A 12,800-nucleotide genomic window follows, 5' to 3' on the forward strand; every position below is an offset into this window, starting at 1 on the left:
CTGAAGGGTGCCTACGGCAGGCCGTGTGAAGAAGGTGTGCGGGGTGGATGGCGTAACGCGATTCCGTCTGCCCAAGCGCCTCGGGCTGCCGTAGGTTCTACCCAGATGAGAGATACACCCCGCCCACAGGGGACTGTGGGCGATCTCAGGCCGGGGCCTCCCCAGCTTCGACCTGGTCGTGCCCTCGCGCACACAACCGGGGCCTGACGGCTCCGGGATCTCCTCACCGATCGGACGGTCGCCGCCCCAAACCCCCCGGGGCGCGCGACGTCCCGATCCGGACGGCCGCCTCGGAACCACCCCCCCTGTTCCGGGGCGGCCGACCTCCTTCCCTTTCTCCCCTTTCCGGGTCCGAGAAGCCCCTTCCTCCCCCGCCGGGTCCGAGAAGCCCCTTCCTCCCCTGCCGGGTTTGAGAAGCTGGAGCGCGTGTCGACGTCACCGGATCCGCGCCCGAAGTACGCGCTCCTGGCCCTGCCCACGCTCCTGGCCCTTCCCGCGCTCCTGCTCGCCCTGATCACCTGGCAGGTCGTCACCCACGGCCCGCTCCTGCGCCTCGACGCGCGGTTGAGCCGGGACCTCCTCCACCCGGACCGCTTCTCCGCAGGCCTCTCCGATCTCGGCAACGTCCAGGTCGCCGTGCCGGTGCTCGTCCTCGCCCTGGCGTACTCCGCCTGGCGCGGCCGCGCGACCGGTACGGACCGCTGGTGGCTGCCGCCCGCCGCGGCGGCCGTACTGATGGCGCTGGTCCCGGCGTTCGTCGTACCGCTGAAGGACTGGACCGCACGCCCGGGGACCCCGCTGATGCCGCCGGGGGTCGGCTACTTCCCCTCCGGTCATACGGCGACGGCGATGATCGCGTACGGCGGAGCGACCCTGCTCCTGCTCCCCTGGCTCCGCTCGCCCGCCGCCCGCCGGGCCCTCGTCGGCGGCTGCGTGGCTCTGGTGCTCGGCGTCTCCTACGGCCTGGTCCGCCGGGGCTGGCACTGGCCGCTGGACGTGGTGGCCAGCTGGTGCCTGGGCACGGTGCTGCTGACCACCCTGTCCGTGGTGCTCAGCCGAAGTACGCGTCGAAGTTCCGCTGGAACTCCCAGTTCGAGTAGCGGTCCCAGTTCACCGACCATGTCATCAGGCCCCGAAGAGCGGGCCACGTCCCGTGGGTCGGGTACGAGCCGCAGTTCGTCTTCTTCGTCAGGCAGTCCAGGGTCTTGGTGACCTCGGACGGAGCGACGTACCCGTTGCCCGCGTTCGTCGACGCCGGCATGCCGATCGCCACCTGGTCCGGGCGCAGCGGCGGGAAGACGTTGTTCGCGTCGCCCGCGACCGGGAAGCCGGTGAGCAGCATGTCGGTCATGGCGATGTGGAAGTCGGCGCCGCCCATGGAGTGGTACTGGTTGTCGAGGCCCATGATCGGGCCCGAGTTGTAGTCCTGGACGTGGAGCAGGGTCAGGTCGTCGCGCAGGGCGTAGATGACCGGGAGGTACGCGCCGCAGCGCGGGTCCTGGCCGCCCCACTTGCCGGTGCCGTAGTACTGGTAGCCCATCTGGACGAAGAAGGTCTCCGGGGCCATGGTCAGCACGAACTTCGAGCCGTACTTGGCCTTCAGGGTCTTCAGGGCCGAGATGAGGTTGACGATCACGGGTGTGGTGGGGTTCTTGAAGTCCGTGTCGTTCGCGTTCAGGGACAGCGAGTGGCCCTCGAAGTCGATGTCCAGGCCGTCGAGGCCGTAGGTGTCGATGATGTTCGAGACCGAGGAGACGAAGGCGTCACGGGCCGCCGTCGTCGTCAGCTGGACCTGGCCGTTCTGGCCGCCGATCGAGATCAGCACCTTCTTGCCGGCCGCCTGCTTGGCCTTGACGGCCGCCTTGAAGTCGGCGTCGCTCTCGACGTTCGGGCACTCGGTGACCGGGCAGCGGTTGAAGCGGATGTCGCCGGAGGTGGCCGAGGTGGGCTCGCCGAAGGCGAGGTCGATGACGTCCCAGCTGTCGGGTACGTCGGCGAGGCGGGTGTAGCCGGAGCCGTTGGCGAAGCTCGCGTGGAGGTAGCCGACCAGGGCGTGGGCGGGCAGGTCGGTCGAGCCGCCGCCGGTGCCCGCCGTGGTCGTCGCGGTCACCGCGGCCGATCTGGCGGACTCGCCGGCGTCGTTGCTCGCGGTGACCTGGAAACCGTACGCCGTCGAGGGCGCGAGTCCGGTGACGGTGGCCGAAGTGCCGCTCACCGTCTGGACCTTGGCCCCGTCGCGGTAGACCGCGTAACTCGTGGCGCCGGTCACCGCGCTCCAGGACAGGGCGACGGAGGAGGACGTGACCGTCCCCGTCTTGAGGCCGGTGGGCGCGGCGGGCGGCTGTCCGGTGCTCGCGCCCGGGCCGATCAGGGAGATGTCGTCGGCGTAGTAGGCGCCGGTGCCGTACCAGCCGTGCGTGTAGAGGGTGACCTTCGTGGTGGTGGCGCCGGTGGTGAACGTGGTGGTCAGCTTCTGCCAGTCGGGGGCGGACTGGGTCCAGGTGGAGACGTCGGTGGTTCCGGTGCCGTTCGCGCCCAGGTAGACGTAGGAGCCGCGGACGTAACCGGACAGCGTGTACTGGGCGTTCGGCTGGACGGTCACCGTCTGCGCGCACTGGGCGTTGTCGCTGCCGGCCGGGGTCGCCTGCAGCGCCGAACTCCCGCTGTGCACAGGTGAGTTGACAGTCGAACCGGCCGTGCAGGTCCAGCCGTCGAGGCCGGATTCAAAGCCGCCGTTCTTGGCCAGGTCCGCGTCGGCCGCACGGGCGGCCGACGAGAGCGCGGTGATCCCGGGCACGGCCAGCAGCGCGGCCGTGAGCAGGGCGAGGACGGATCTGGGGCGTCTGGCGCGTCGGGCGCGGTCCACAAGGGCCTCCGGTGAAGGGGGAGTTGGAGGGGTGGAGCGCACTCAACTTGGTCCAGACCAATCCTCTTGTCAAGGTGTCCGGTGCTCCCCCTCCCCCTCCCCGGCCAGCCCGGCCGCCGCTTCGTGCATCGCCAGCTCCAGCAACGCCGGGTCGGTCAGCGTGCCGGAGCCGTCCGGCGGCACCAGCCAGCGCACGCCCCGCGCGGCCCGGCCCGGGTGCGGCACAACGATCCAGGTGCCGGGTCCGGCGGTACGGATGCCGGTGCCGAGCCAGCGGGCCGCGGTGCCCGGCGGCACGAAGAAGCCGACCCGGTTGTCGCCGAAGTCGGCCAGCACCGGGCCGGGTTGATCGAGCACCCGGGTGAGCACGTCGAGCGTGGGGTAACCGAGGTCACCCGGCAGAATCAGCACGTCCCAGACCTTGCCGGCGGGGAGCAGCGCGACCCCGAGGGGGTTGCGCTCCCATTCCCAGCGGCAGGCCTCGGGATCCGGTGCGACGGATGCCAGCCATTCGACCGCCGTCTTCGCCCCAGTCATGAGAAGGCCTCCCTTTCCCTTGTGGACGCGATCGCGTCACGAGGGAGAGGGAGGCCTTCCGGCGGGCATTACGCGGTTTCCGGCTCCTCTTTGGAGTGACCCGGGTCACTCCCGCTGCGGTCCGGCAGGGCTCGCCGGAGAGGGCTCAGCTGTCGAAGCCCAGACCCAGCCGGTCCATCGTCCGCAGCCACAGATTGCGGCGGCCGCCGTGCGCGTCCGCGCGGGCCAGGGACCACTTGGTCAGGGCGATGCCGGTCCAGGCGAAGGGCTCCGGCGGGAACGGCAGCGGCTTCTTGCGGACCATCTCCAGCTCGGTCCGCTCGGTGCGCTCCCCGTCCAGCAGGTCCAGCATCACATCGGCGCCGAAGCGGGTGGCGCCGACGCCGAGACCGGTGTAGCCCGCCGCGTACGCCACCTTCCCCTGGTGGGCCGTGCCGAAGAACGCCGAGAAGCGCGAGCAGGTGTCGATCGCGCCGCCCCAGGCGTGGGTGAAGCGGACGCCCTCCAGCTGCGGGAAGCAGGTGAAGAAGTGGCCGGCCAGCTTGGCGTAGGTCTCGGGGCGGTCGTCGTACTCGGCGCGGACCCGGCCGCCGTAGTGGTGGATCGCGTCGTAGCCGCCCCACAGGATCCGGTTGTCGGCGGACAGCCGGAAGTAGTGGAACTGGTTCGCCGAGTCCCCGAGGCCCTGGCGGTTCTTCCAGCCGATCGAGTCCAGCTGCCCGGCGCTCAGCGGCTCGGTCATCAGGGCGTAGTCGTACACCGGGACGGTGTACGAGCGCACGCGCCGCAGCAGGCTCGGGAAGATGTTCGTGCCGAGCGCGACCCGGCGGGCGCGGACCGAGCCGTACGGCGTGCGTACGGCCATGCCGGCGCCGTACTGCTTCAGGGTGAGGGCGGGCGTGTGCTCGTACACGCGCACCCCGAGCCTGACGCACGCCTGCTTCAGGCCCCAGGCCAGCTTGGCCGGGTGCAGCATGGCCACGCCCCGGCGGTCCCACAGACCCGCCTCGAAGGTGGGCGAGTTCACCTGCTCGCGCACGGCGTCGGCGTCGAGGAACTCGATGCCGTCCGCGAGGCCCTTCTCGTCCAGCTCCCGGTGCCAGTCACGCAGCTCCCAGGCCTGGTAGGTCTCGGTGGCGACGTCGATCTCGCCGGTGCGCTCGAAGTCGCAGTCGATGCCGTGCCGGGCGACGGCGGCCTCGATCTCGTCGAGGTTGCGCCGGCCCAGCTCCTCCAGCCGCTGGATCTCGTCCGGCCAGCGGGTCAGGCCGTTGGGCAGGCCGTGGGTGAGGGAGGCGGCGCAGAAGCCGCCGTTGCGGCCGGAGGCGGCCCAGCCCACCTCGCGGCCTTCCAGCAGGACCACATCGCGCTGCGGGTCGCGCTCCTTGGCGTTGAGCGCGGTCCACAGTCCGCTGTAGCCGCCGCCGACGACCAGCAGGTCGCAGGTCTCGTTGCCGGTGAGGGCGGGCTCGGCGGGTGGCTTGCCGGGGTCTTCCAGCCAGTACGGGACCGGCTGGGCTTCGGAAAGAGAGGCGATCCAGTTGTCTTTGCCACGACTCATGGCGCTTGGGGCCATGATTTCAACTCCCTACAGAGGGTTCATGCCTTTGGGCTTTACGCCTTTTGACTGTTACGGCGGTTGGTGACGAGCATCGAGACCAGGACGAACAGTACGGCGACGAGGAACATGGCCGTACCGATGACGTTGATCTGAACGGGTGTTCCGCGCTGCGCCGAACCCCACACGAACATGGGGAAGGTGACGGTCGAGCCCGCGTTGAAATTGGTGATGATGAAATCGTCGAAGGAGAGCGCGAACGAAAGCAGCGCGCCCGCGGCGATTCCGGGTGCCGCGATCGGCAGGGTGACCCGCACGAAGGTCTGCACCGGGCCGGCGTACAGGTCCCGGGCGGCCTCCTCCAGGCGCGGGTCCATCGACATCACACGCGCCTTGACCGCGGTGACGACGAAGCTGAGGCAGAACATGATGTGCGCGATCAGGATCGTCCAGAAGCCGAGCTGTGCACCCATGTTGAGGAACAGGGTGAGCAGCGAGGCCGCCATGACGACCTCGGGCATCGCCATCGGCAGGAAGATCAGCGAGTTGACGGCGCCGCGGGCGCGGAAGCGGTAACGGACCAGCGCGAAGGCGATCATCGTGCCGAGGATGGTGGCGCCGACCGTCGCCCAGACGGCGATCTGGAGGCTGATCGACAGCGAGCCGCACATGTCGGCGACGCCGCACGGGTCCTTCCAGGCGTCCGTGGAGAACTGCTGCCACTCGTAGTTGAAGCGCCCCTTCGGTTTGTTGAAGGAGAACACCGTCACGACGACGTTCGGCAGCAGGAGATAGGCGAGCGTACACAGGCCCGCGATGACGACGAGACGGCGCTTGAGCCAGGTGACGAAGGGCATTTAGACCAGATCCTCCGTCCCGGAGCGGCGGATGTAGACCGTGACCATGAACAGGATCGCGGCCATGAGGATGAAGGAAAGCGCGGCCGCCGTCGGATAGTCCAGAATGCGCAGGAACTGCGTCTGGATGACGTTGCCGATCATGCGGGTGTCGGTCGAGCCGAGGAGTTCGGCGTTGACGTAGTCACCGGCCGCCGGAATGAAGGTCAGCAGGGTTCCGGAGACTACGCCCGGCATCGACAGCGGGAAGGTCACCTTGCGGAAGGTGGTCCACGGCTTGGCGTACAGGTCGCCGGCCGCCTCGTGCAGCCGCCCGTCGATCCGCTCCAGCGAGGTGTAGAGCGGCAGGATCATGAACGGCAGGAAGTTGTACGTCAGACCGCACACCACCGCGAGTGGCGTGGCCAGCACACGGTCGCCGGCCGTCCAGCCGATCCAGTTGGTGAGGTCCAGGATGTGCAGCGTGTTCAGGGTGTGCACGACCGGGCCGTTGTCGGCGAGGATCGTCTTCCAGGCCAGGGTGCGGATCAGGAAGCTGGTGAAGAACGGCGCGATCACCAGGATCATGATCAGGTTCCGCCAGCGGCCCGCGCGGAATGCGATCAGATAGGCCAGCGGGTAGCCGAGCAGCAGGCACAGGACGGTCGCCGCGGCGGCGTAGAACACGGACCGCAGGAACTGCGGCCAGTACTCGACCAGGGCGTCCCAGTAGGTCGCGAGGTGCCAGGTGACCTTGTAGCCCTCCTCCAGGGAGCCCGTCTGCACGGACGTGGAGGCCTGGTAGATCATCGGCAGCGCGAAGAAGACGACCAGCCACAGCAGGCCGGGGAGCAGCAGCCAGTACGGCGTGAACCGGCCCCGCTTGCGCGGGGACTGCTTCGCCGGCTCGGCGGGGGCGAGAGGCGGGGGCGCCTCGGTGAGCGTCGACATGTCTACGCGGCCTCTTCCTCGACGGTCTCCACGCCGGCGTCGATGTCCTGGGCCGCGTCGAGGCCGAAGGTGTGGGCCGGGCTCCAGTGCAGGACGACGTCGGCACCGGGGACGAGCCGGCCGTCGCGCTCGACGTTCTGGACGTAGACCGCGAACTCGTCGCAGACCGGGGTGTCGATCACGTACTGCGTGGAGACGCCGATGAAGCTGGCGTCAGCGATCTTGCCGGTGATGCGGTTGCGGCCCTCGGGGATGGAGCCGGCGTCGTCGGCGTGGGTGAGCGCGATCTTCTCGGGGCGGATGCCGACCAGCACCTTGCCGCCGGTCTTCGTCGGGGCGGCACAGCGCGACTCGGGGAGGACGAGCTTGTCGCCGCCCGCCTTGAGCACGATGCCGTCGCCGTTCTTCGTGTCGACCTCGGCCTCGATCAGGTTGGAGGTGCCGAGGAAGTTCGCGACGAAGGTGGTCTGCGGGTTCTCGTACAGGTCGCTCGGCGAGCCGAGCTGCTCGACGCGGCCCGCGTTCATCACGGCGACCGTGTCGGCCATGGTCATGGCCTCCTCCTGGTCGTGCGTGACGTGGATGAAGGTGATGCCGACCTCGGTCTGGATGCGCTTGAGCTCCAGCTGCATCTGGCGGCGCAGCTTCAGGTCGAGGGCGCCGAGCGGCTCGTCGAGGAGGAGGACCTTCGGGTGGTTGATCAGCGCCCGGGCCACCGCGACACGCTGCTGCTGGCCGCCGGAGAGCTGGTGCGGCTTCTTGCGCGCCTGCTCGCCGAGCTGGACCAGCTCCAGCATCTCCTCGACCTGCTTCTTCACGCTCTTGATGCCGCGCCGGCGCAGGCCGAAGGCGACGTTCTCGAAGATGTCGAGGTGCGGGAAGAGGGCGTAGGACTGGAAGACCGTGTTGACCGGCCGTTTGTACGGCGGCAGATGGGTGACCTCCTGGTCGCCCAGGTACACGGTGCCGCTGGTCGGCTCCTCCAGGCCCGCGATCATGCGCAGGGTGGTCGTCTTGCCGCAGCCCGAGGCGCCGAGCAGGGCGAAGAAGGAGCCCTGTGGCACGGTCAGGTCCAGCGGGTGTACGGCGGTGAAGGAGCCGTAGGTCTTGCCGATACCGGTGAGGCGGACGTCGCCGCTGCTGTCTGTCGTCGTCATCTTCGTCACGCCCCTGTGAGCTTCGCGAACTTCTCTTCGTAGGCCGTCTCTTCCTTCTGGCTCAGGGAGCGGAAGGCGTGGGACTTTGCCTGCATGGCCTTGTCGGGAACGATCAGCGGGTTGTTCGCCGCATCCTTGTCGATCTTCGCAAGGTAGGGCTTCACGCCGTCGACCGGAGTCACGTAGTTGATGTAGGCGGCGAGCGCTGCGGCCTGTTCGGGCTCGTAGTAGAAATCGATCAGCCGCTCGGCGTTCGTCTTGTGACGTGCCTTGTTGGGGACGCACATGTTGTCGGTCGACGTCATGTAGCCGCTGTCCGGGATGATGAAGTCCACGTCCGGGCTGTCCGCCTTGAGCTGGACCACGTCTCCGGCCCACGCGATGCAGGCCGCGAAGTCGCCCTTGGTCAGGTCGGACGTGTAGTCGTTGCCGGTGAAGCGGCGGATCTGGCCCTTGTCGACGGCCTTCTGGAGCCGGGCGATCACCGCGTCGAAGTCGTCGTCGGTGAAGTTCGCCGGGTCCTTGCCCATGTCGAGCAGGGTCATGCCGATGCTGTCGCGCATCTCCGACAGGAAGCCGACGCGGCCCTTGAGCTTGGGGTTGTCGAGCAGGTCGGAGACCGACTTCACCTCGATGCCGTCGAGCGCCTTCTTGTTGTAGGCGATGACCGTCGAGATGCCCTGCCAGGGGTACGAGTACGCGCGTCCCGGGTCCCAGTCGGGGTTGCGGAACTGGGCCGACAGGTTGGTGTAGGCGTGCGGCAGGTTGGCCGGGTCCAGTTTCTGGACCCACCCGAGGCGGATCAGCCGGGCCGCCAGCCAGTCGGTGAGGACGATGATGTCGCGGCCGGTGTCCTGGCCCGCGGCGAGCTGCGGCTTGATCTTGCCGAAGAACTCGTTGTTGTCGTTGATGTCCTCGGTGTACTTGACCGAGATGCCGGTCCGCTTCTGGAAGGCGTCGAGCGTCGGGTGGTGCTTGCCGCTGTCGTCGACGTCGATGTACTCGGTCCAGTTGGAGAAGTTCACGACCTTCTCGGCGGCCGAGTGGTCCTGAGCGGACATGCCGCCCTGCGTCTTGCCCGCCGCGGGGATCCCGCAGGCGCTCAGCGCCCCGAGTCCGCCGACCGTGAGCGCGCCGCCCGCGGAGGCGCGCAGCAGCGACCGGCGGGTCATCGCCGCCCGGCCGTTACGCAGGCTGCGCCGCATTGCGGCCACTTGGGGCGGGGTCAGGCGGTCGGGCTCGTACTGCTCCATGCGCTTGGTGCCCTTTCGGGAGGGATCGGCCTGGTGACTGGCCTGGTCGGTCTCTAGCGGTCCCCGAAGATGGTGCGGTGCCAGTCCTTCCTGGCCACCGCAGTGTTGTCGAACATTACGTGCTTGACCTGCGTGTACTCCTCGAACGAGTACGCCGACATGTCCTTGCCGAAGCCGGAGGCCTGGTAGCCCCCGTGCGGCATCTCGCTGATGATCGGGATGTGGTCGTTGATCCACACGCAGCCCGCCTTGATCTCGCGGGTGGCGCGGTTGGCCCGGTAGACGTTGCCGCTCCAGGCGGAGGCGGCGAGGCCGTAGGGAGTGTCGTTGGCCAGCCGGATGCCCTCATCATCACTGTCGAACGGCAGTACGACCAGTACGGGACCGAAGATCTCGGACTGGACGATCTCGCTGTCCTGGGCGGCGTCCGCGATCAGGGTGGGCCGGTAGTAGGCGCCGTCCTTGAGGTCCCCCTGCGGGGCCTCGCCTCCGGTCACCACGCGCGCGTAGGCCCGCGCCCGGTCCACGAAGCCGGCGACCCGGTCGCGCTGGACGTGCGAGATGAGCGGACCGAGGTCGGTGCCCGGGGCGAACGGATCGCCGAGCCGCACGGTCTCCATCAGCGCGGCCGTCTGCTCCACGAAGGCCTCGTACAGCGGTCGCTGCACGTACGCGCGCGTGGCAGCCGTGCAGTCCTGCCCGGTGTTGATGAGCGCGCCCGCGACCGCGCCGTGCACGGCGGCCTCCAGGTCGGCGTCGTCGAAGACGACGAAGGGCGCCTTGCCGCCCAGCTCCAGGTGGAGGCGCTTGACGGTGGCGGTGGCGACCTCGGCGACCCGCTTGCCGACGGGGGTGGACCCGGTGAAGGAGGTCATGGCCACGTCGGGATGCCCGACGAGGTGCTCACCGGCCTCCTTGCCGGTACCCGTGACGATGTTGATGACGCCGTCCGGAATCCCGGCGTCGGTGGCGGCCTGGGCGAACAGCAGCGAGGTCAGCGGGGTCAGCTCGGCGGGCTTGAGCACGATGGTGTTGCCCGCGGCGATGGCTGGAAGGATCTTCCAGGCGGCCATCTGGAGGGGGTAGTTCCAGGGGGCGATCGACCCGACGACACCGATGGGCTCGCGCCGGATGTACGACGTGTGGTCGCCCGAGTACTCGCCGGCGGACTGACCCTGCAGATGCCGGGCCGCGCCCGCGAAGAAGGCGGTGTTGTCGATGGTCCCCGGTACGTCGAACTCGCGGGTCAGCTTCAGCGGCTTGCCGCACTGCAGGGACTCGGCGCGGGCGAAGTCCTCGGCACGGTCCGCGAGTACGGCGGCGAACCGGTGCAGCGCGTCGGAGCGCTCGCCCGGGGTGGTGGCGGCCCAGCCCGGGAAGGCGTCGCGCGCGGCGGCGACGGCGGCGTCGACGTCGTCGGTGCCGGCCAGCTCGTAGGTGTACACCTCCTCGCCGGTGGCGGGGTCGACCACGGCGTGGGTACGGCCCGAGGTGCCCTTCGTCAGGCGGCCCGCGATGAACTGCGCGCCGTCCGCGAAGCGCTCCTGTGCGGGGAATCGTTCCGGGGTGGCGGTGCCCGGGTTGTGCATGTCGCTCTCCTCCGCCGTTTGCCCCGTCCCGGGGGGTGGGTGGCGTAGCTCCAGCTCGATTTGAGTGCCGATCCTGACAGAGCAATAGGACTCCAACAAGTGATTCCGTTGTTGCCTTTTGGTTACGCGACGGAATCTGTCGACCAGGTGTCGAGTCGGCGCGGAAAAGGGCGGACGGAGTGTCAGTGGTGCGTGCCAGACTCGCGTGCATGGGAAAGATCGACGGATTGGAAGCCCTGATCAGGGAAGTCAGGGCGGGGGCTCAGATCAAGTACCTCCACTTCTGGGGGCACCGGCCGCGGCCTGACGGCCGGGTCGGCGCGAGCTGTCTGAGCCAGTGGTGGCCGTCACCCTTCGTGGTCGGCGGTGTCGAATACGCGACGGCCGAGCACTGGATGATGGCCGGCAAGGCGCGACTGTTCGGGGACGCGGAGGCGGAGCGCCGGGCGCTGGCCGCGAAGCATCCCGCCGAGGCCAAGAAGGCGGGGCGCCTGGTCCGCGACTTCGACGACGCGACTTGGGAGCGGGAGCGCTTCGGGATCGTCGTCGAGGGCAGCGTCCACAAGTTCTCCTCGGACGACAGCCTCCGCACCTTCCTGCTGAACACCGGCAACCGCGTGCTGGTGGAGGCGAGCCCCGTGGACCGCGTGTGGGGCATCGGCCTGACGGCCGACGACGAGGCGGCCGCGGACCCCGAGCGGTGGCGGGGTCCGAACCTCCTGGGGTTCGCGCTTATGGAGGCTCGGGAGCGGTTGGCGGGGGTGTGACTGTGCGGGGCGTGTCCCTGCGGGGCTTCGGCGGGGGTGAGTGGGGCGGGGCGTGACCTTGCGCGGCCACGGCGGGGGTAGTGGGCGGGGGCAGGCTGACCCTGCGGGCCCACGGCGAGGATGAGCGGGGCGGGGCAGCCAGACCGGTGGGCTGAGCCCTGGCCGGCCCGCCGTCAGCCGGACCGCAGGGGGCTGGGCTGGGTCCGCTTCCGTCCGAGCGGCCGGGGCAGTCGTTGGGCGGGGTGGCCGTCGGGCGGGGCGGCTTCCAGGCGGAGGCGATGTCGGCGGGGGCGGCCGACGCACGGGGCAGGCCGTCGTACGGCGGGTGCCGGTCGGGACGGCCGGCGCGCGGGTCAGCTCTTGTACGCCGCGATCACGAACGCGAAGAGGCCCAGGATCAGCACGATGCTCGCGGCGCCGCAGATGATCCCGGCCAGGGCCACGCCAGGGTTGGTGGCCTCGCCCCGGCGGGCCTTGCCGCGGCCCAGCGCGCCGAGGATCACGGCCACGACGCCCATCACCAGGGCCAGCGGCCACGCGCAGAAGCCGACCGTCGCCAGGATGCCCAGCACCAGGGAGGCCGTGCCCATGCCGTTGTTCGGCTGCGGCTGCAGGCCCGGCCAGCCGTAGCCGCCCGCCGCGGGGTAGGAGGGGATGCCGGGTGCGCCGTAGCCCGGCTGCGGGTGCGGCTGCTGGGGCGGGTAGCCGTACGGAACCTGTCCGGGGCCGTCGGGGGATACGGGCGGCGGGGGTACGGGGGCCGTCTCGTAGGGCTGGGCCATGGGTGGCCCGTACGGGTTGGCGGGGGCGACCGGAGGGGCGTACGGCGTCGCCGAGGGCGGGGCGGCGGGCGGAGCGAACGGGTTCTGCGGGGCTCCTGTGGGCGGAGCGAACGGGTTCGCCGGCGCGGAGGCCGGAGGGGCGTACGGGTCGGCCGGTCTGGCCCAGGCCGGTGGGACCGCGTCGGCAGGGGCGTCCGGCGTGGGGAAGGAGGTGACCGTCTGCTGATCGTGGACGGAAGGGTGCGGTGGCGGTGCCGGGGTTCCCGGTGCTCCGGAGAGGACCGTGTCGCCGGCTCCCTGCTCACCTGGCCCAGTCGCCGGAGACGCCCATTGATCCGCCGCGCTCCCCTTGTTCAGGGAGACCCGGGGTGACTCGGGCCCGCCCTCGGCGCTGTGCTCCCGTGGCGTCGGCTGTGGCGCCTCGTCGGACATGGCTCAGGCCCCCCTGTGATCGATGTCCCGTCATGCTACGGCGGGGGCCGGGGCGTCGTGGGCGGGGGCCTA

The 12,800-nt window shown here is 69.9% G+C and carries 10 protein-coding genes and 2 pseudogenes; 3 read left to right on the forward strand and 9 right to left on the reverse strand.

All coding sequences use genetic code 11. The features are described 5' to 3' along the window. Positions 1–105: 105 nt before the first annotated feature. Together CRP49_RS49050 and CRP49_RS47680 are read left to right on the forward strand one after the other, a co-directional pair. Positions 106–322, forward strand: a pseudogene (locus CRP49_RS49050) (phosphoesterase); the annotation flags it as partial. Positions 323–849: 527 nt separating this feature from the next. Continuing rightward, positions 850–996 (forward strand): annotated as a pseudogene (locus CRP49_RS47680) (hypothetical protein); the annotation flags it as partial. A gap of 55 nt (positions 997–1,051) precedes the next feature. Here the strand turns inward: CRP49_RS47680 and CRP49_RS03725 are convergent. The 8 genes from CRP49_RS03725 to CRP49_RS03760 all read right to left on the reverse strand — a co-directional run bounded on the left by CRP49_RS03725 (position 1,052) and on the right by CRP49_RS03760 (position 10,747). Then, complete coding sequence (locus CRP49_RS03725) at positions 1,052–2,866, reverse strand: chitinase (RefSeq protein ID WP_097252134.1); 1,815 nt, start codon at positions 2,864–2,866, stop codon at positions 1,052–1,054. A 69-nt stretch (positions 2,867–2,935) separates the two neighbouring features. After that, the gene (locus CRP49_RS03730) at positions 2,936–3,403 is read right to left on the reverse strand and encodes a hypothetical protein (RefSeq protein WP_097252135.1); all 468 of its coding nucleotides are present in this window, start codon (positions 3,401–3,403) and stop codon (positions 2,936–2,938) included. 145 nt (positions 3,404–3,548) lie between these two features. After that, positions 3,549–4,979: an FAD-binding oxidoreductase gene (locus CRP49_RS03735; protein WP_097252136.1), complete on the reverse strand. Its 1,431-nt coding sequence runs from the start codon at positions 4,977–4,979 to the stop codon at positions 3,549–3,551. Between the two features lie 38 nt (positions 4,980–5,017). Beyond that, positions 5,018–5,818: an ABC transporter permease gene (locus CRP49_RS03740; RefSeq protein ID WP_097252137.1), complete on the reverse strand. Its 801-nt coding sequence runs from the start codon at positions 5,816–5,818 to the stop codon at positions 5,018–5,020. Then, positions 5,819–6,748 (reverse strand): ABC transporter permease, encoded by a 930-nt coding sequence (locus CRP49_RS03745; protein WP_097252138.1) that lies wholly within the window; start codon positions 6,746–6,748, stop codon positions 5,819–5,821. It abuts the gene before it with no gap. 2 nt (positions 6,749–6,750) lie between these two features. Continuing rightward, positions 6,751–7,905: an ABC transporter ATP-binding protein gene (locus CRP49_RS03750; RefSeq protein WP_097257180.1), complete on the reverse strand. Its 1,155-nt coding sequence runs from the start codon at positions 7,903–7,905 to the stop codon at positions 6,751–6,753. Positions 7,906–7,910: 5 nt separating this feature from the next. Next, on the reverse strand, positions 7,911–9,158 hold the full coding sequence (locus CRP49_RS03755) for a PotD/PotF family extracellular solute-binding protein (protein WP_097252139.1): 1,248 nt from the start codon (positions 9,156–9,158) through the stop codon (positions 7,911–7,913). A 53-nt stretch (positions 9,159–9,211) separates the two neighbouring features. Continuing rightward, the gene (locus tag CRP49_RS03760) at positions 9,212–10,747 is read right to left on the reverse strand and encodes a gamma-aminobutyraldehyde dehydrogenase (protein WP_097252140.1); all 1,536 of its coding nucleotides are present in this window, start codon (positions 10,745–10,747) and stop codon (positions 9,212–9,214) included. 209 nt (positions 10,748–10,956) lie between these two features. On the opposite strand from CRP49_RS03760, the gene CRP49_RS03765 reads away from it, so the two are divergent. Beyond that, complete coding sequence (locus CRP49_RS03765; protein WP_097252141.1) at positions 10,957–11,514, forward strand: NADAR family protein; 558 nt, start codon at positions 10,957–10,959, stop codon at positions 11,512–11,514. A gap of 353 nt (positions 11,515–11,867) precedes the next feature. Here CRP49_RS03765 and CRP49_RS48805 read toward each other — a convergent pair whose 3' ends face one another. After that, complete coding sequence (locus tag CRP49_RS48805) at positions 11,868–12,728, reverse strand: DUF4190 domain-containing protein (RefSeq protein WP_179851489.1); 861 nt, start codon at positions 12,726–12,728, stop codon at positions 11,868–11,870. Positions 12,729–12,800 lie beyond the last annotated feature (72 nt).

It is taken from the genome of Streptomyces sp. Ag109_G2-15, from assembly GCF_900215565.1.
Taxonomy (GTDB): Bacteria; Actinomycetota; Actinomycetes; order Streptomycetales; family Streptomycetaceae; genus Streptomyces; species Streptomyces diastatochromogenes.